General features: G+C 47.3%; 17 protein-coding genes, 3 tRNA genes and 3 pseudogenes. 12 read left to right on the top strand and 11 right to left on the bottom strand.

Going from position 1 to position 16,164, the window contains the following annotated elements; all coding sequences use genetic code 11:
• Positions 1–5 precede the first annotated feature (5 nt).
• Genes cysW through HRU78_04500 form a run of 3 tightly spaced genes read left to right on the top strand, consistent with a single transcriptional unit; the run spans position 6 to position 2,977 of the window.
• Entirely contained in the window at positions 6–884 is an 879-nt protein-coding gene (gene cysW / locus HRU78_04510) for a sulfate ABC transporter permease subunit CysW (GenBank protein ID QOJ22994.1), read from the top strand.
• Positions 881–1,969: a sulfate ABC transporter ATP-binding protein gene (locus tag HRU78_04505; GenBank protein QOJ22993.1), complete on the top strand. Its 1,089-nt coding sequence runs from the start codon at positions 881–883 to the stop codon at positions 1,967–1,969. The genes cysW and HRU78_04505 overlap by 4 nt, the downstream gene beginning before the upstream one ends.
• A gap of 57 nt (positions 1,970–2,026) precedes the next feature.
• The gene (locus tag HRU78_04500) at positions 2,027–2,977 is read left to right on the top strand and encodes a serine acetyltransferase (protein ID QOJ24914.1); all 951 of its coding nucleotides are present in this window, start codon (positions 2,027–2,029) and stop codon (positions 2,975–2,977) included.
• Between the two features lie 46 nt (positions 2,978–3,023).
• Here the strand turns inward: HRU78_04500 and HRU78_04495 are convergent, their stop codons facing one another.
• Complete coding sequence (locus HRU78_04495) at positions 3,024–3,311, bottom strand: hypothetical protein (protein ID QOJ22992.1); 288 nt, start codon at positions 3,309–3,311, stop codon at positions 3,024–3,026.
• Positions 3,312–3,504: 193 nt separating this feature from the next.
• Here HRU78_04495 and HRU78_04490 point away from each other — a divergent pair.
• The 5 genes and pseudogenes from HRU78_04490 (at position 3,505) to HRU78_04470 (ending at position 5,280) form a co-directional block, all read left to right on the top strand.
• A tRNA-Gly gene (locus tag HRU78_04490) sits at positions 3,505–3,579 on the top strand.
• Positions 3,580–3,691: 112 nt separating this feature from the next.
• A tRNA-Cys gene (locus tag HRU78_04485) sits at positions 3,692–3,765 on the top strand.
• 18 nt (positions 3,766–3,783) lie between these two features.
• Positions 3,784–3,873, top strand: a tRNA-Leu gene (locus tag HRU78_04480).
• Positions 3,874–3,907: 34 nt separating this feature from the next.
• Positions 3,908–4,148 (top strand): annotated as a pseudogene (locus tag HRU78_04475) (antA/AntB antirepressor family protein).
• A 1,039-nt stretch (positions 4,149–5,187) separates the two neighbouring features.
• A pseudogene (locus tag HRU78_04470) lies at positions 5,188–5,280 on the top strand (PEP-CTERM sorting domain-containing protein).
• A 507-nt stretch (positions 5,281–5,787) separates the two neighbouring features.
• Here the strand turns inward: HRU78_04470 and tnpA are convergent.
• The 5 genes and pseudogenes from tnpA to HRU78_04445 all read right to left on the bottom strand — a co-directional run bounded on the left by tnpA (position 5,788) and on the right by HRU78_04445 (position 8,107).
• A pseudogene (tnpA, locus tag HRU78_04465) lies at positions 5,788–6,093 on the bottom strand (IS200/IS605 family transposase).
• Positions 6,081–6,317: a transposase gene (locus tag HRU78_04460; protein QOJ24913.1), complete on the bottom strand. Its 237-nt coding sequence runs from the start codon at positions 6,315–6,317 to the stop codon at positions 6,081–6,083. The pseudogene tnpA and the gene HRU78_04460 overlap by 13 nt, the downstream one beginning before the upstream one ends.
• The gene (locus HRU78_04455) at positions 6,293–6,667 is read right to left on the bottom strand and encodes an IS5 family transposase (protein ID QOJ22991.1); all 375 of its coding nucleotides are present in this window, start codon (positions 6,665–6,667) and stop codon (positions 6,293–6,295) included. Before HRU78_04455 ends, HRU78_04460 begins: the two co-directional genes overlap by 25 nt.
• A 314-nt stretch (positions 6,668–6,981) precedes the next feature.
• Positions 6,982–7,626, bottom strand: coding sequence for an IS1595 family transposase (locus HRU78_04450; GenBank protein QOJ22990.1), 645 nt, complete (start codon positions 7,624–7,626; stop codon positions 6,982–6,984).
• A gap of 169 nt (positions 7,627–7,795) precedes the next feature.
• Positions 7,796–8,107 (bottom strand): DUF4156 domain-containing protein, encoded by a 312-nt coding sequence (locus tag HRU78_04445; GenBank protein QOJ22989.1) that lies wholly within the window; start codon positions 8,105–8,107, stop codon positions 7,796–7,798.
• A 623-nt stretch (positions 8,108–8,730) separates the two neighbouring features.
• Here HRU78_04445 and HRU78_04440 point away from each other — a divergent pair.
• A complete protein-coding gene (locus tag HRU78_04440) occupies positions 8,731–9,720 on the top strand; it encodes a malate dehydrogenase (protein ID QOJ22988.1) in 990 nt (329 codons plus the stop codon).
• Between the two features lie 130 nt (positions 9,721–9,850).
• On the opposite strand, the gene HRU78_04435 is transcribed toward HRU78_04440, so the two are convergent.
• The gene (locus tag HRU78_04435) at positions 9,851–11,116 is read right to left on the bottom strand and encodes a lytic murein transglycosylase (GenBank protein QOJ22987.1); all 1,266 of its coding nucleotides are present in this window, start codon (positions 11,114–11,116) and stop codon (positions 9,851–9,853) included.
• An 11-nt stretch (positions 11,117–11,127) separates the two neighbouring features.
• Complete coding sequence (gene fur, locus HRU78_04430; GenBank protein QOJ22986.1) at positions 11,128–11,568, bottom strand: ferric iron uptake transcriptional regulator; 441 nt, start codon at positions 11,566–11,568, stop codon at positions 11,128–11,130.
• Positions 11,569–11,642: 74 nt separating this feature from the next.
• On the opposite strand from fur, the gene HRU78_04425 reads away from it, so the two are divergent.
• From HRU78_04425 to HRU78_04415, 3 genes are read left to right on the top strand one after another with little or no spacing between them, the layout of a single operon-like run.
• Positions 11,643–12,098: an outer membrane protein assembly factor BamE gene (locus HRU78_04425; GenBank protein ID QOJ24912.1), complete on the top strand. Its 456-nt coding sequence runs from the start codon at positions 11,643–11,645 to the stop codon at positions 12,096–12,098.
• Positions 12,099–12,116: 18 nt separating this feature from the next.
• Positions 12,117–12,923 (top strand): 4-hydroxy-tetrahydrodipicolinate reductase, encoded by an 807-nt coding sequence (gene dapB, locus HRU78_04420; protein QOJ22985.1) that lies wholly within the window; start codon positions 12,117–12,119, stop codon positions 12,921–12,923.
• Positions 12,924–12,943: 20 nt separating this feature from the next.
• Entirely contained in the window at positions 12,944–13,747 is an 804-nt protein-coding gene (locus HRU78_04415) for a symmetrical bis(5'-nucleosyl)-tetraphosphatase (protein ID QOJ22984.1), read from the top strand.
• On the opposite strand, the gene HRU78_04410 is transcribed toward HRU78_04415, so the two are convergent.
• The 3 genes from HRU78_04410 to HRU78_04400 all read right to left on the bottom strand — a co-directional run bounded on the left by HRU78_04410 (position 13,698) and on the right by HRU78_04400 (position 15,964).
• Positions 13,698–14,492, bottom strand: coding sequence for a 1-acyl-sn-glycerol-3-phosphate acyltransferase (locus HRU78_04410; protein QOJ22983.1), 795 nt, complete (start codon positions 14,490–14,492; stop codon positions 13,698–13,700). The genes HRU78_04415 and HRU78_04410 overlap by 50 nt on opposite strands.
• A gap of 155 nt (positions 14,493–14,647) precedes the next feature.
• Positions 14,648–14,965, bottom strand: a complete 318-nt coding sequence (locus tag HRU78_04405; GenBank protein QOJ22982.1) for a transcriptional regulator — start codon at positions 14,963–14,965, stop codon at positions 14,648–14,650.
• A gap of 42 nt (positions 14,966–15,007) precedes the next feature.
• The gene (locus tag HRU78_04400; protein ID QOJ22981.1) at positions 15,008–15,964 is read right to left on the bottom strand and encodes a sodium-dependent bicarbonate transport family permease; all 957 of its coding nucleotides are present in this window, start codon (positions 15,962–15,964) and stop codon (positions 15,008–15,010) included.
• Positions 15,965–16,164: the final 200 nt, after the last annotated feature.

Below are 16,164 nucleotides of genomic sequence, written 5' to 3'. Positions count from 1 at the left end.
TCACCATGGCCACGCTTACCTTTCCCGTTTCCAATGCAACTTTCCGCCAGCGCGCCACGCAAGAACCTGTCTGGGTGCGCCGCTCCTTGATCGGATTGGCGTTGGTATTTTTGACGTTATTTCTGTTTGTTCCGCTGATTTCGGTTTTTTATGAAGCGCTCAAAAAAGGCGTGGATGTTTATCTGGCGGCAATCACCGATCCCGATGCGGTTTCCGCGATCAAACTGACGCTCACGGTGGCGGCTATCGCCGTGCCGCTCAATCTGGTATTCGGTATCGCCGCAGCCTGGGCCATCGCCAAATTTGAATTTCGCGGCAAAAATCTGCTGATCACATTGATCGACTTGCCGTTCTCCGTTTCGCCGGTAGTATCCGGCTTGATTTACGTACTGGTATTCGGCTTGCAAGGCTGGCTGGGTCCGTGGTTAGCGGAGCACGATTTTAAAATTATTTTCGCCGTCCCCGGCATCGTGCTGGCAACCGTTTTCATCACCGTGCCGTTCATCGCGCGCGAATTGATCCCGCTCATGCAAGCGCAAGGCACCGAAGAAGAGGAAGCCGCGGTGGTATTGGGTGCCAGCGGCTGGCAAACCTTTTATCAGATCACCTTGCCGAATATCAAATGGGGTCTGTTGTACGGCGCCATTTTGTGCAACGCGCGCGCGATGGGCGAATTCGGCGCGGTGTCGGTAGTATCCGGCCATATTCGCGGCAGCACCAATACATTGCCGCTGCACGTCGAGATTCTCTACAACGAATACAACTTTGCTGCTGCGTTCGCCGTGGCTTCGCTGCTTGCCTTACTGGCGCTGATCACGCTGGCGCTAAAAACACTGATTGAGTTTCGCAACCAGCAATACCAAAAACAACGAGGTGAAGAATGAGTATTGAAGTTATGAGTCTTTCCAAACAATTCGGCACATTCACCGCGCTGCGCGATGTCAGCTTGCAAGTGCACTCCGGTGAGCTATTGGCGTTGCTGGGTCCCTCGGGTTCCGGCAAAACCACGTTACTGCGCGTAATCGCAGGGCTGGAAACCGCCGATAGCGGACAAGTGTTATTTCATGGCAAAGACGCCACCAACCAGCATGTGCGCGAGCGCCAGGTCGGGTTCGTTTTTCAGCATTACGCCCTGTTCCGCAATATGACGATTTTCGAGAACGTCGCATTCGGTTTGCGCGTGCGGCCTAAAGAATTCCGCCCGTCCAAAGCGGAAATCCGCGAACGCGTCATGCAATTACTGCATCTGGTGCAACTGGATTGGCTGGCGGATCGTTATCCGCATCAGCTCTCCGGTGGCCAGCGCCAGCGCATTGCCCTGGCGCGGGCGCTGGCGGTGGAACCGAAAGTGTTATTGCTGGACGAGCCTTTCGGCGCATTGGACGCCAAAGTGCGCAAGGAATTGCGTTCCTGGTTGCGCCGCCTGCACGACGATATGCATATCACCAGCGTTTTCGTCACGCATGACCAGGAGGAAGCGCTCGAAGTCGCCGACCGCGTGGTGGTCATGAACGAAGGCCGGATCGAGCAAGTCGGCACACCGGATGAAGTGTACGAGCAACCGGCCAGTCCGTTTGTCTATGAATTTCTCGGCAACGTGAACTTATTCCACGGCCGCCTGCACCGCGGTCGCGCCTGGATCGGCGACATCGAGGTGGATGCGCCGGAACACGCCGAAGCGGAGGAACTGGCCGCCATTGCGTATGTGCGCCCGCATGAAATCGAGGTGGAGCGTACGCGTAACGGTGAAGCGGCACTGGCGGCGCAAATCGTACATGTGCTGTCCATCGGACCAATTGTGCGGCTGGAATTGGTGCGCGAGAACGATACAGAAAAAAATCCGGTGCACGCTGAAATCAGTAAAGAGCGTTTTCGCGAATTGCAACTGGCGAAAGGCGACAAAGTGTTTATCAAGCCGCGACGGCTCGATTTGTTTCCCAACTATACGCAGAGCCATTTAAGGCATTGAAACAGGGTTTTCAGATTTTGCTCAGTAACTCATTAACGAACAAGGATGGACGGTATGATGCGCGACCTTAAAGGGTATGGTGAATCGGCTTCGGAAATTAACCGCCTGGAAATCGATAATATCGTTTCCCAGTTGCGCGCGTTGCGCGTGGCATCATTGGAACACCGGCAAAGGCTGAACAATCCGCCCAGACTGCCTGCCCGCAAAGCGCTGGCGGCGATCATCGAGAAACTGAGCGCGGCTTTATTTCCCAATCGCCTGGGCGCACCGAGCATCTCTGGTGAAGGGATTGATTATTACGTGGGTCATACCTTGGATGTGACATTGCGCGACTTGCTCGAGCAGATTCACCACGAACTCCATTTTGTTTCAGAGCAGGAAACTGCCGTTCATGCGATTCGCGAACGAGCTGCAGTCATTGCGAACACATTCGCCAAACAGTTACCCAAAATACGCAGTTTGCTGGAAAGCGACATCCGCGCCGCCTACGAGGGTGACCCGGCGGCGCGCAGTATCGACGACGTGCTGGTATGCTATCCGGGCGTTATCGCGATCATTCATTACCGCATCGGTCATGAATTGCATCAATTGGGCGTGCCGCTGATAGCGCGCATGATATCCGAAATCGCCCATTCGCTGACCGGTATCGAAATACATCCGGGCGCTCAAATCGGTGAAAGCTTTTTTATCGATCACGGTACCGGTGTCGTAATCGGCGAGACTGCCATTATCGGCCGCAATGTCCGGCTGTATCAGGCGGTGACTCTGGGCGCCAAACGTTTTCCCGTTGATGAGCATGGCATACTGGTGAAAGGCAATTTGCGGCATCCCATCGTTGAAGATGATGTGGTGATTTATGCCGGCGCCACGGTTCTCGGGCGTATCACGATCGGTCGCGGCTCCACGATCGGCGGTAATGTGTGGCTGACACACAGTATTCCGCCCGGCAGCCATATCATGCAAGCACAGACCCGCACGGAAGTATTCGAAGGCGGCGCGGGGATTTAGTGATCGATTTACCGGATATCGATCGATAATCAAATCAAGGATATTGTTAATCCACCGTGAAAGTCAGCTGATCGGAAAACTCACTGCTTGCTATTTTTTCCAGCAATTTTCTTGCTTTTTCACTGACTCCCGCACCATGCTGCAAATATGACTGCGCCGCCAGCGCCGGTGAGTAATTACTGACGGTATAACCCTGGATATTGATTTCCTTTGGCAAGACCGCAGTTATGGTCAGTCTCCCTTTTCCTAACTTGATAACCAGCAATTTCTTCCCGCTTGTTCCCACAATAATTGCAGTATTGCGATGTTGATTGATAATTACAGTCGGTTGCATTCTTTTTCAGTCTGAAACATTCGGGGACACATACTGCATACGATACCATTATTCCGCATCCCGATAACCGGTTTACAATCTGGAGAGACTTTTCTTCCCATTCTAGGTTTGCATTTCTTGACAAAACGCACAGCATCTCTATAATCCACCCTTTGTTTCTGAAGTGATTCCAATCACGCAGTAACTTCATAGCGCGGGAATAGCTCAGTGGTAGAGCACAACCTTGCCAAGGTTGGGGTCGCGAGTTCGAGCCTCGTTTCCCGCTCCATTTCCCTTGAGAAATGGCTCTTTTGAAAAATTGACGAATTGCTGGAAATCGAATAATTCCTTACCGGCTTTTTCCACAGGATTAGCGGCACACATAGAAGTTATGCAATAATGGCGGGGTGGCAGAGTGGTCATGCAGCGGCCTGCAAAGCCGTCTACGCCGGTTCGATTCCGACCCCCGCCTCCACCCATCTATTACTCCATCGCCCGGGTGGTGAAATTGGTAGACACAAGGGACTTAAAATCCCTCGGGCCTAAACCGCCCGTGCCGGTTCGATTCCGGCCCCGGGCACCAAAAACAACAGGTTACACAACTTTCTCAACCAAAAATTTCTCCTGTTTGTTCCGCAATTCTGAAAAATCCAGATCAATTTGACAAGATTTTGAGTAATAAGTCTGACGGCAAGGCAGGCAAGCACCTCACCGAATACCACCTAACCCTCGACATGGCCAAAGAACTAGCCATGGTCAAAACAACGAAAAGGCCATCAGATTCTCCGGTATTTCATTTCGCTGGAACGGAAATCAATCCCTGATCATTCGACGCAAATTGCGAAAATCAAAACTTAAGAAGTAATACAACTACCCGCGAAAACTTTTAGAACAATCCGGCTTCGTCTCAACTGATGGAAATACCTGGCAAGATTGCATATCGCCATGCAAGAAGCGATCATCAATGTAAGCGAAGCATTGGATGAAATTTTTAACAAAGTCGTGCAAGCCAGATTCATGGCTAAAGCCAGTACGACGGAGAAATAAGTAAGGCTGAACTCAGTCATGGATGATTGACAATCAATTTCCCATGTTTCTAACACCCCTAAAAATAGGATATTTGTACTGGACAAAAGAGCAAATAGGGAATTGCAGCAAGAATATATTTAAAATAAGATGATCCGGTAAAATTGCCACTTTGTTTTAGTGCAAATTTTCAAGTCTCTCTAGAACCTAAATCTACAGTTGAGGTAGAAATGAAAAAATTTATAAATACCTGATTGGCATGTCGCTTGCAGTCCCTATGTTTGCTTCCGCAGCTACAAGCTACAATCTATCAAATGATTTCAGTAACACCAGTAATCCAAATGGCGCATGGTCGTTTTCACAAGGCACCACTTTGTTAACACCGCAAATTCCATTAAATAATGGCAACCCGCTTTATCCCGCCACAACTTCCGGATATTTTGGCACGGGCCCTGATTTGTGGACAAACACACCGGATGTTATAAAAGCTGCAGTTAACGGCAGCAGCGCTGGAGAAACCAATGCCGATTTCCTTGCAGGCGATGTAATCGTTCATAGCCCAAACGGCGGAGATCCGTTATTTATTGTTTGGACCGCGCCCACAACTGGAAATATCGATTTCACCAGCGATATTTGGTACTCGCATTCGGTAGTCAACCGATCAAATGATGTTTCTGTTTCATTAGGCGGTTCATCTCTCGGTTCAGCCGCGATTTCAAACTCGTCTTATGGTGACAGGTCAACCCCATGGCATTTGAGCGGCAATAATTTGGCTGTGATTGCCGGGGATACACTGGTATTCGCCTTCTCCAAAAGCGCCGGGCAATCATTCGGTTCATTGGATGGAGTCAGCGTAGATATTTCGTTTGTCAGTGCAGTTCCTGAGCCTGAAACTTACGCCATGCTGCTGGCTGGATTAGGATTGCTAGGATTCTCTGCACGTAGTAGAAAACAAGTTGCATAAGAATCGGAACTGCCCGATAAAATCGGGCAGTTTCATTTAACCACCTGTATCCGTGCAAATAGCGAAGTAAAATGTACCAGTTTAAAGCCTATAAGCTGATGCGATGCATAAATTATCAGACTACATCAAGTTAGCAGCGGAAACATATTTTGAAGAAACAGGAAGCAGTGAATTGAATGCTTGCTGGATTGCTGAATTTTTCAAGACTATGATGTTCAGGATGCTTACCCGTCACAAAACCTAGTCAATTTTGCAAGAATGGTACAGAAAGAATTGACGAGAAACGAAGAGCAAGCCGCCAAAAGACACGTGTTGACACCGATCGAAACTTGACACTAAAAGCCTAGTTGTACCGGTTGAAAACTGACCAGGTAATTCACGTATCTTGCCTAAATTTTAGGCGGGAGAATTCAAGAGGTGATTACCATGGTTATGTATGCAAAGATACGGCGGATGTATTACCGTGAACATCTGTCAATGAACAACCCCGCCGCAAGCAGCGGGGTATCAGAAGAGAGCGAGTTGTCTGTCTTCGTATAACTGCTGATAGACATCTCCCTGCTTTCTAACGTAATTTCTTATTGTGTCCTCATCGCCATGACGGCCAACTGTGCTGACGAAATAACCATCAGTCCAGAATTCCCCGCCCCACAACTGTTTCTTCACATGAGGGCACAAGCGAAACACCTCCCGCGCCGTGATGCTCTTGATCAGTATTACCAGTCTTGTGACACTGTATGCGGGAACCGACCGCACCAGAAAATGCACATGATCCTTATCCGTACCGATCTCCATGAACTTCAACTGGTGACGGCCCGAATCCCGGCGTTCTTTAACCGATCAAGAATCCGCTCCGCCGCATCATACGCTTTATCGGCCAGAAAAGATTCTATACACGTCAGAATGTCCGGCAATAAAACATCCGCACCTTGAAGATCATGAGCTTGCCCCGGTGTAAGATGAAAACCGGTCGGGTTGCCAAGAGCATCACAGGTTACGTGTATTTTTGTGCTCAGTCCGCCTTTGCTGCGCCCAATACACTCCGTTTCCCTGTTCCCCCTTTTGCCCCCGCAGCATGCTGATGAACACGGATGATTGTACTATCGATCATCGCATACTCATTATCAGCATCTTCGGCCAAATACGTGAAAACCCTTTCCCATACGCCGCTTTCCGACCAGCGGCGATGACGGCGGGCTATGTTGTTCCAATCTCCCAAACGCTCCGGCAGATCACGCCATGGTATCCCAGCACGGTAGCGGTACAAAACAGCTTCAACAAATAGCCTGTTATCCTTGGCTGTTACACCAACTGTTTGCTTGCGGCCCGATAACAAGTGCTCAATCCGTTGCCATTGATCGTCCCGTAATCCATAGCGCTTCACCATTTATAACCTCCTCCAACTGTTTATAAACAGTAAATCACAATCTGATTCTCAGGGAAACTATATACAATTTAATTGTCCACATGCCCTAGTGCGTCTGAAATTTTTAAGAAGAATTGTGATTCTCATATTGGTGCCGCATTAAGTAATTTTGGATCTGTCTCAGAAGGCCGAGCATTTCATGATCTGAAATTCTCTGTAGGAGCGTCATTAGTTGATCAGTTTGCAAAAGATCATGCTTTATTTGGGATTGCATCGCAATTCTTAGAAAAGAATCTAGATTCACATTTAAAATCAGGGGGCTGTAGTAGATCAGGTTAAATCTGAGTCCAAAGTTTGAGTATTTTTAGTTGTTGTTTAGGTATTCCATAATTGAATCTGAATTCGCATTCTTTGAGAAACAGTGGAAATGATTCTTTAGGAATGCCATTGTATTTTCTTAAGACGCGTTTAGCCTGATTCCAAAAGTTCTCAATGCCATTGATGTGATTCTTACCTTGAGCAAAGAGTGTGGAATGATTGATCCGTTCATGGTAAAAATGATTCACATCAAGCGCATTGTAACTGCGATAATAATCTGTATAAACTACGCTGTCAGGTGCTATTTTTCTAGTAATGAGCGGCATCAACGTTTCTGTCTTGGTATCTCCAACAACCTTCGTATAGACCTTGCCACCGCGTTTCAATATGCCAAACACCGCAACCTTACTTGCAGCACCTCGACCTCGTTTACCTTTACGGATACCGCCAAAGTAGCTTTCATCCAACTCCACCACACCAGCAAAGATTTCGTGAGATTCCTGTTCCAAATGGTAAATAATCACTTCGCGTATTTTGCGATGAAACAGTGCTGCACTATTGGGTTGTATTTCGGCTGCCGATCTTGCTGTAACCTCCAACACAAAGTATTCCAGCAGCTTTAATTGTGTTTTCTTTAATAGTCTACAATAGCTTATCTTCATTCAATTAGCTTAGCATCTAAGCTAATCTACTACAGACCCAAAAGTTATAACCGCCCTACTTTTAAACACACCTTGGACGGCAAAAAAATTTCCGATCTTTATTCCGGAAAAAAGATGGGATTATTCGAACTCAGAAAAAAGAAGACTATCTTTGCTCGATAGGCTGCTGCTAGAAACATTGATAAACGCCAAAACTGCGTCTTCCATCGACAATTTCCGAGATGGGAATAATTGTATCGCCGCGCATCAAAGCTGCCTCATTACGCGCAAGATCAGCTAATTCCTCGGCAACTTTGTCTGCATCGCGATTGAAAATGACATGACTGACAACCTTTGCATTGACTCTCCCTAATTTTTTGCATGACTCAATTGCTTTAGCCGTGTGCACTAGACGCACACTTTCACCTTGCGATGTGACCTTAACCCATGCGCAAGAAGACAGGATTAAAGCGCTGCAGATGACGATCAAAGTTTTTTTCATTATACGATCCCCTTTTATGGACACTAGTGACGGTACGATACTGGAATATTTGTTTGCACTTCATGAATATTTTGGGCTGATATTCAAGAATCACATGATATGCCAACGGATAGTGGATTTAAACCGAACCACCGTTTGCTTTTGAAAATATTGATTGAGCCGATTCATTTTTCCTCATAGCCCGCTTTGCCATAGCGGGAAATATTCCTGGGTCGTATAAAAATGAGCAGCTTGATGATCAATCACAAGCAGGGAGCAATTGCCGCAACCAAGGTGGAGAGAGTGGCAGTAAAATGAGCATCCGCCATGTCTTTCTCCTAGCACAGTGTGAATTCTCGCATCATACGCAATGTTTACCGTGATGCAAGGTTAAGCAAATGAGCACGGTTTGCGCTTTTGCCTTAGAAGGCCAATAGTATTACAATTTCACGTCTATTGATGCTCTAACAGGATTTTAAGGGCTACCGGTATTTCAATATGCAATCAACGTACTATTGCAAGAATAATTTCTTCAGCAAACTTGCTCTTCCGCGAGCGCATGATTACCAGTATAATTTGCCCACTTTTCCCCATATACCGCCAATCTTCCAGTCTATTGGTGGCTTTTCGAGGATTGGAAAAAAATGAAATCGCCTATTCGCATAGCCGTTACCGGCGCTACCGGACAGATTTGTTATAACCTGCTCTATCGCATTGCAGCAGGTGAGATGCTTGGAAAAGATCAACCGGTCATTCTGCAATTGCATGATGTAACCGAAGCGCAGCCTTTCTTTGATGCAGTTGTCATGGAATTGTATGACTGCGCTTTCCCTTTACTGACCGAAATCATCACCACCGATAATCCGGAAGTAGCGTTCAATAACGCCGATATTGTGTTGCTCGTCGGCGCGCGGCCACGCGGAGAAAATATGGAACGCAAAGACCTGCTTGCTGCCAATGGCCCCATCTTCATTGAACAAGGAAGAGCGCTGAATGTTGCTGCTAAGCGAAGTGTTAAAGTGCTGGTTGTTGGCAATCCTGCCAACACTAATGCCTATATCACTTTAAAAAACGCCCCCGATCTCAATCCCAGCAACTTCTCTGCCATGCTGAGACTGGATCACAATCGTGCGCTATCGCAAGTTGCGTTAAAACTACGGGTATCGGTAGCAGACATTAAGCGAATGATTGTTTGGGGAAACCATTCCAATACGCAGTTTCCGGATTTAAGCCATGCCATCATTGGCAACGACAAGGTTTCTTCGCTTATCATCGGTGACTCGGCATGGGTAGAAAATCACTTCATTCCAACAGTGCAAAAACGCGGCACAGCAATCATTGAAGCACGCCGCGGCAAATCCAGCGCGGCCAGTGCAGCCAACGCCATCATCAATCATATGCAGGATTGGATTTTTGGTACCCGAGAAGGTGATTGGGTTTCAATGGGCGTTCCCTCCAATGGTTGCTATGGAATAGCATCTGGAGTCATTTACAGTTTCCCGGTTACCTGTCAAAACAGTCAATACAAAATTGTCGAAGGATTGGAAATAAGCCAGACAGACAAGGAAAAAATGCAAAAAAGCTACCAGGAATTGCTTGCTGAACAGGAAGCGATCAGGCATTTGTTGGCCTAAAAAAGTAGCGAGTGACGGCCAAGCAAGGTGAAATCAGGTAAAAAAGCGCAGTAGTTTACGAATGGTAAAGAGTATTTTAAATCTGATTTCAACGCAGTACAGTCGGATGCAATGGTTTCTCAGGACTTTCTCAACGTAACCCGCCGTTCGCCGCTTCACGGATAGCGATTAAAATTCCGGTATCCAAATGACCATCCGCAATGCGTTGCGTTTTCTGCTGAAAACGGCTGATTGCCTTGCGGGTGGTTGAACCGAGTATGCCATCCGGTTCCCCGGCATCAATTCCAAGTGCTGACAAATCCATTTGCAACTGGCGTACCTGCTCCCGGGATATTTTTACCGGATCCACTGGCGGTGTGCGATGTAATGGTGCTGCGCCTGCGATACGATCGGCTAAATGCCCAACCGACAAAGCATAAAATTCGGAGCGATTCCAGCGCATAATGATATAAAAATTCTTTGTCACCAGAAAAGCCGGTCCTTGATGACCTGAAGGAACAATTAATGCGGCTTTTTGTTCCGCCGGCGCTAGCGGAACTCCGGTGGCTGTCGTGATACCCAATTGGGCCCATTCTGCTAAGGGCAGCATCTGATCCCGCCCGGCAAGCGAATAATCAAAGGATTGCGGCAGCTTCACTTCCTGTCCCCAGTTCAAGCCGGGAACCCAACCCAGTTGCCGCAGAAAGTTGGCTGCAGATCCCAGGGCATCCGCAATGCTACCCCACAGATCGCGCCGCCCATCTCCATCGATATCCTTGGCATAGCTTAAGAAAGTTGATGGCATGAATTGCATATGCCCCATTGCACCCGCCCATGAACCGATCATGCGTTCTGCCGTGATATCGCCTGCATCCACGATACGCATGGCATTCAGCAATTCCTGAGTAAAAAAGGAGCTTCGCCGCGTATCGCAGGCGAGTGTCGCCAGCGAATCGATCACGGACCAGTCACCAAAATGCCCGCCGTAGTTGGTCTCCAACCCCCAGAATGAAACCAGATATTGTGCCGGGATACCGGTTTCGTGTTGAATCTGATTGAGTAATGCACGGTGCTTGGCATACAACTCCCGTCCGCGCTGTATGCGTTCGTCGTTGATGCGGGTAGTGAAATAATTGGCGAATGTCTGGGTGAATTCGGGTTGGCGCCGGTCGAGCTCAATAATGCGCGGCAAGAAACGAGCTTTGCTTAACACCTGATTGACTGTTCCATCGGAAATGCCTTCCGTTTTTGCTTGTGATTTTATCCGGATAATACATTCGCCAAAACCGTTATCAGTAGCATGAGCAGATTGTCCGCATGTGAATGCGATCAATATCAAACTTTTCCAGAAAAATTTATCCCAACACCTGGATTGGATGGAAATAAATTTTTCTCGAAAATTGCGTGTAAGAGTCATGGGGTATAACGTTACTTGCGATGCGGGCAGTTTTGTTTTGTACAATCAGCATAAAGCGACAATGAATGTTCCTGTAATGTAAAGCCGCGTTCTTTCGCGATCGCGATCTGGCGTTTTTCTATTTCTGCGTCGTAGAATTCTTCTACACGGCCACATTGCAGGCAGACCAAGTGATCATGATGACCATCCCCTTTCAGCTCAAATACCGCTTTGCCGCTTTCGAAATGATGGCGTTCCAGCAATCCGGCTTGCTCAAACTGTGTTAAAACACGATAAACCGTCGCCAATCCGATATCCTCGCCTTCGCTGATCAATTCCTTATAAACATCTTCCGCAGATAGGTGGCGCACACTACTCTGCTCAAACAAATTCAATATTTTGAGCCTCGGCAGTGTTGTTTTCAGACCAATATTTTTAAGATCGATACTTTTCAGATCGTCGAAGTTGCCCATGGTTGTCTCTGCCCGGAAAATTATTTACTGTATCATATGCTGTGTTCACTTTGGAAACATATAATATCAACAAAATGGTTGCAAAAATCTCCGCATTGATTGCTTTTCTGCTGCTAACGGGTTGTTCACTGCTCCCTCATGTTATCTTTAAGATCGATGTACAGCAAGGTAATGTGGTAACAGAAGAAATGCTGGAAAAATTGAAACCCGGCATGACAAAATCCCAAGTGCTCTTCGTTCTAGGCTCTCCCTTGATTATGGATGCTTTCCGGGATAATCGCTGGGATTATGTTTATTTGTATCGCAAAAAAGGCGATCTCGCTGAACAAAAACGATTAACTGTGTTTTTTGAGAACGATGCACTAGTCAATATCGAAAATAATCTGGCAAATGCTAAGGAGTCCGTGAAGACTAAGCCGATTGAAGCGAAATCAAATCAGAAGCAAGTGAATACTGATCAAAAACCAATGAACACCGATGATGATGACGATCTATGTAATGTTCCAAGCACCGTCTCTATCAAACCTTAATCATTACTGATACCGAAAATGAATATTCAAAAAATCGCAATTGCCGGAAGCTCCGGGCGTATGGGGCGCACTTTATTGGAAGCGGTGGCGCAGGCGCCGGATCTGCAGCTCGCAGCCGCATTGGAGCGCAGCGATAGCCCTTACCTGAGTAAAGACGCTGGTGAACTGATCGGTGCCAGTTGCGGAATTCCAATCGTCAGCGACTATGCCAATGCTTTGAAAAACTGCCATCATCTAATCGATTTCACCCGGCCGCAGGGTACGCTCGCGCATCTCGATATTTGCCGGAAAGCAGGCGTGAAAATGGTCATCGGAACCACCGGTTTTTCTGTGGAAGAAAAAGCGTTATTGAATGAAGCAGCCAAAGATATTGCGATTGTATTCGCGCCTAATATGAGCGTCGGTGTCAACGTGACGTTCAAATTGCTGGAAATCGCCGCTAAGGTGTTGAGTGAGGGGTACGACATCGAAATCATTGAAGCGCACCACCGCCATAAAGTCGACGCTCCCTCCGGCACCGCTCTCCGCATGGGCGAGGTCATCGCCGATGCCTTAAAAAGAGACCTAAGCAAGGTCGCAGTTTACGGCCGGGAAGGTGTAACCGGCGAAAGAAAACCGGAAACGATCGGATTTGCCACAATTCGTGCCGGCGACATCGTCGGTGATCACACTGCGATGTTTGCCGGTATCGGTGAACGCGTGGAAATTTCCCACAAAGCCAGTAGCCGTATGACCTTTGCCATGGGCGCATTGCGTGCAGTCCGTTTTCTTTCCGATAAACCCAACGGTCTGTTTGATATGCAGGATGTACTGGGGTTGCGCTAGAATTTCTACGCATCATTTCCATGGCAACATATGCACTCGGTGATTTACAAGGTTGTTTTACCGCATTCCAGCGCTTGCTCGATTTAATCCAGTTTGATCCAGCGCAGGATAAACTTTGGTTGGTGGGTGATATCGTCAATCGCGGCCCGGATTCGTTATCGCTATTGCGTTATATCAAGCAAGCCGGTGATGCCATAATCACAGTTTTGGGGAATCATGATTTGCATTTGTTGATGGTTGCAGCCGGAATTGCGAGAAACCATCCCAGTGACACGATCCAACCGATTCTTGACGCACCTGACCGGGATGAACTGTTATATTGGCTGCGGCAGCAAAAGTTATTTCATTCCGATGGGCGGTACGCTATGGTACATGCCGGCTTGCTGCCATCATGGTCGATTTCACAAGCCGCGCAACTTGCCGGTGAAGTCGAAAATGCTTTACGCGATGCCAATCATCATGAATTGTTCGCGCGAGTGTACGGCAACGAACCCAATTACTGGCAAGACGACTGGACGGGCTATATCCGCTTGCGGGTGATCATCAACGCGATGACGCGCATGCGAGTATGCACACCGGACGGTCGAATGAATTTTGTTTTTAAAGGTGATTTACCATCCATTCCGGCCGGTTATATGCCTTGGTTCAGCGTGCCGCACCGCATCAACCGGGATACTACCATCATCTGCGGTCACTGGTCCGCATTGGGGTTGCACATCGCAGATAACATCATCGCGTTGGATAGCGGTTGCGTGTGGGGCGGTCAATTGTCAGCTATTCGCTTGCAAGACCAGGAAGTTTTTCAGATTCCTTGTGCACGATAGGCAACGATAATGCATCGGCAATCGTTTGCTCAGACAAGCGCGCCAGTTCCCGGCGATTTTTCATACCGCATGAAATTGGTTGATTGAATGTCAATTCGGCGTCAAGGCTTGTCAGGCTTAAAATTTTCTGCAAAGACAAGCTGAGCGAAGGATCGATATAAGCCGCATCTTTGCAAATTTCTCCGGCTCTATCGCGATAGCTAATGGCAACCGGATAAAGCAATGCATCCGCCGTTACTGCCGATTGCAGCAAAGAAGCATGGAAGTGGTTTATTTGCGTACCGTCGGTTGTCGTACCTTCTGGAAATATCGTCACTCTCTCCCCCTTGTACAACACCTCACTGATTTGTTGATTGATGCGTAGCGTATCGCTGCGTTTTGCCCGCTCAATAAACAGAGTACCGGCATTCCGGCTTAAAAAACCTAGAACAGGCCACCGGCTAATTTCGGTTTTGGCGACAAAACGAGTCGGGCACGCCGCCATCAAAATACAAACATCCAGCCAGGATACGTGATTAGCTGCGATCAGCACACGTGGCGCTTCCAAGGACGGTAATGTTCCATTACAACACAATCTGATGGCAAGAATCGATAATAACCCGTCAGCCCAACGTTGCATCATATTCCGCTGAATGTGCAGAGGAAAATAGGGGTAAATAATTGATTGTAATAAACCTGAGACCACATGAAGCAATAAACGGATCAAACGAGCAATGCGTAATAGCGGGGGAGTTTTTTTCTGCATGACCAGGAATGTGCAAGCGAATCACATTGAATAATGACTACACCTGCTTATTCCATTTTTGTTAATGATTCAGTTTGCTGCAATACGGTGTAAATGAATCAAATTCTTTACTCGCACTGCAGCAAACCGGATGATAAATCCTATAAAACTGATAATTAGTAAGAAACAGCCGGCCCTTCAAGCCACAGGCAATCCGAAATCAGGCACATGCCTCCCAATCCCTTCAATGCCGGTCTCAATTCGCTCACTACTTTTTGCGCTTGCTCATCTTTACAGGCGAGTACAACCATGACATTTTCCTGTTCCATTAAAACATCACCCGGGTCACGTACACCACGTGACCCAAGACCACCTGCATTTTTAAGAACCGTATAACCGCGCACTGCGCATCTATCCAATAATTCAGTCAGTTGATCGAGCTGTTCAATACCGATGACGATCTCGAATCGTTTCATTGCGATCGTATTATTCATAAACTTTTCCCATTGATAGTAGGTTAATTAATTCAGTCTTTTTTAAACTGCGATGCCATGAAACCAGTGTGACATTTCCCAGTAAATCGGTACCCCGATAAATATGTTAAAGGGGAAGGTTACACCTAGAGACGCACCAATCGAAAGCGCAGGATCGGCATCCGGAACTGCAATGCGCATCGCTGCAGGCGCAGCAATATAGGAACAGCTAGCATACAAGACTGCCAGCAGCATAGTACCGCCTTCCGATAATCCGAACAACCATCCCAAATAAGCGCCAAACATTCCAGCCGTTAACGGGAATACAATACCAAATGCAATAATGAAGACCCCTTTATCTAGCACGGCTTTCAATCGAGCTGATGCCAGCAAGCCCATCTCAAGCAAGAAGAAGGCTAATACACCCATGAACAGGTCCATGAACATTTTATCCAATGGCGATACCAGTTTAACTACACCTGCGTAGTAACCGATAATGACACCGACAATCAATAGATAAAGACTGGTACCGGTCAAAATTTCGTGCATCAATTTACCCCATTGGGTTTTTTCACCGCCAGCACCCGCACGCGCCAGAACTGTACCGGTTACCAATGCAGGAATTTCCATCAGCGCCATAATCAACACCATATAACCTTCGGAAGGTTCGTTTTTAGCAGCCAGAAAGGCAACACCCACCGCAAAAGTTACTGCGCTCACCGAGCCGTAATGTGCGGAGATGGCGCCCGCATCCGCTTGCGTGAACTTACCGATGAATCGCAAAATTGGATAAGCGGTCAGTGGAATAAGTGCCGCTAAAACTACCATGGAAACAGCAATGGGCAGTACTTCCATAATTTCGTACTTGGCCATTGACACACCACCCTTAAAGCCGATGGCGATCAAAAGAAAGAGACTTAAACTCTTATACAGAGCTTCGGGTATTTTCAGGTCTGATTTTATGACCCCTGCCAAAACCCCTGCGACAAAAAAGAAAACTACCGGTTGTATAGTAGTCATGCAACACTCCCTATTTTATTGATTATGTATAATTCTGGTTTATAAAAATTCTTCTTCAGTATCACTCAGAGTGCTGTAAATTCGGAACTAAAAATAGCTAATCCCAGAAGTCATAAGATTTTTGGGAGATCCAATTCTTGCACCGAGATTTTATGAAGCGTAACAACTTGATTGAAGTATGTGACGATCAGAAACACTCT

The sequence above is a fragment of the Gammaproteobacteria bacterium genome (assembly GCA_015709635.1).
Lineage (GTDB): Bacteria > Pseudomonadota > Gammaproteobacteria > Burkholderiales > Nitrosomonadaceae > Nitrosomonas.
Note: the sequence above shows the minus strand (reverse complement) of the source record. Positions and strands in the feature narration are given on the sequence as shown.

What these genes read in the sequence shown, in the direction of transcription:
- HRU78_04415 (QOJ22984.1), top strand. Translation starts at nt 12,944, where the DNA reads ATGGCAACATATGCACTCGGTGATTTACAAGGTTGTTTTACCGCATTC.
- HRU78_04455 (QOJ22991.1), bottom strand. Translation starts at nt 6,667, where the DNA reads ATGGTGAAGCGCTATGGATTACGGGACGATCAATGGCAACGGATTGAG.
- HRU78_04435 (QOJ22987.1), bottom strand. Translation starts at nt 11,116, where the DNA reads ATGACTCTTACACGCAATTTTCGAGAAAAATTTATTTCCATCCAATCC.
- dapB (QOJ22985.1), top strand. Translation starts at nt 12,117, where the DNA reads ATGAATATTCAAAAAATCGCAATTGCCGGAAGCTCCGGGCGTATGGGG.
- HRU78_04410 (QOJ22983.1), bottom strand. Translation starts at nt 14,492, where the DNA reads ATGCAGAAAAAAACTCCCCCGCTATTACGCATTGCTCGTTTGATCCGT.
- cysW (QOJ22994.1), top strand. Translation starts at nt 6, where the DNA reads ATGGCCACGCTTACCTTTCCCGTTTCCAATGCAACTTTCCGCCAGCGC.
- fur (QOJ22986.1), bottom strand. Translation starts at nt 11,568, where the DNA reads ATGGGCAACTTCGACGATCTGAAAAGTATCGATCTTAAAAATATTGGT.
- HRU78_04405 (QOJ22982.1), bottom strand. Translation starts at nt 14,965, where the DNA reads ATGAATAATACGATCGCAATGAAACGATTCGAGATCGTCATCGGTATT.
- HRU78_04425 (QOJ24912.1), top strand. Translation starts at nt 11,643, where the DNA reads ATGGTTGCAAAAATCTCCGCATTGATTGCTTTTCTGCTGCTAACGGGT.
- HRU78_04440 (QOJ22988.1), top strand. Translation starts at nt 8,731, where the DNA reads ATGAAATCGCCTATTCGCATAGCCGTTACCGGCGCTACCGGACAGATT.
- HRU78_04450 (QOJ22990.1), bottom strand. Translation starts at nt 7,626, where the DNA reads ATGAAGATAAGCTATTGTAGACTATTAAAGAAAACACAATTAAAGCTG.
- HRU78_04500 (QOJ24914.1), top strand. Translation starts at nt 2,027, where the DNA reads ATGCGCGACCTTAAAGGGTATGGTGAATCGGCTTCGGAAATTAACCGC.
- HRU78_04495 (QOJ22992.1), bottom strand. Translation starts at nt 3,311, where the DNA reads ATGCAACCGACTGTAATTATCAATCAACATCGCAATACTGCAATTATT.
- HRU78_04400 (QOJ22981.1), bottom strand. Translation starts at nt 15,964, where the DNA reads ATGACTACTATACAACCGGTAGTTTTCTTTTTTGTCGCAGGGGTTTTG.
- HRU78_04505 (QOJ22993.1), top strand. Translation starts at nt 881, where the DNA reads ATGAGTATTGAAGTTATGAGTCTTTCCAAACAATTCGGCACATTCACC.
- HRU78_04445 (QOJ22989.1), bottom strand. Translation starts at nt 8,107, where the DNA reads ATGAAAAAAACTTTGATCGTCATCTGCAGCGCTTTAATCCTGTCTTCT.